This window comes from Nonlabens ulvanivorans (assembly GCF_000732625.1).
Taxonomy (GTDB): Bacteria; Bacteroidota; Bacteroidia; order Flavobacteriales; family Flavobacteriaceae; genus Nonlabens; species Nonlabens ulvanivorans.
Genome location: NZ_JPJI01000017.1, coordinates 300 through 729 on the forward strand (window position 1 = coordinate 300; position 430 = coordinate 729).

Here is a 430-nt window from a genome sequence, read left to right on the forward strand (position 1 = left end):
AATACCATCATTGTCAGCATCTTGATCGAACTGATCGATAATACCATCACCATCACTATCAAAACTATCTACTACGCCATCGCCATTAGAATCATTGGCTGGTGTAACATCTTGGTAGTTTAAAATACCATCATTGTCATCATCGCCTAATGGATCTACTCCACCATTCTCTACCGTATCTAAGATACCATCGTTATCATCATCGATATCTACTAAGTCATTGATACCATCTCCATCATTGTCTGGAATCTCCAAGTAATCTGGTGTTCCGTTTCCATCTGCATCTGGAATCTCATTTGCCGTTGGTATTAAGTCATTATCATCATCAGTATCTCTGTAATCTGGTTCATCTGTACCATCCGTATTGTTCAACTCAGTTGCTGGATCCGTATCTACTGTAGCTCCACTTGGATCACTGTATGGGTCTGTC

1 pseudogene is annotated in these 430 nt (G+C 40.2%); it reads right to left on the minus strand.

Annotation, left to right across the window (positions count from 1 at the left end):
- Positions 1–430 (minus strand): annotated as a pseudogene (locus IL45_RS02190) (gliding motility-associated C-terminal domain-containing protein); the annotation flags it as partial.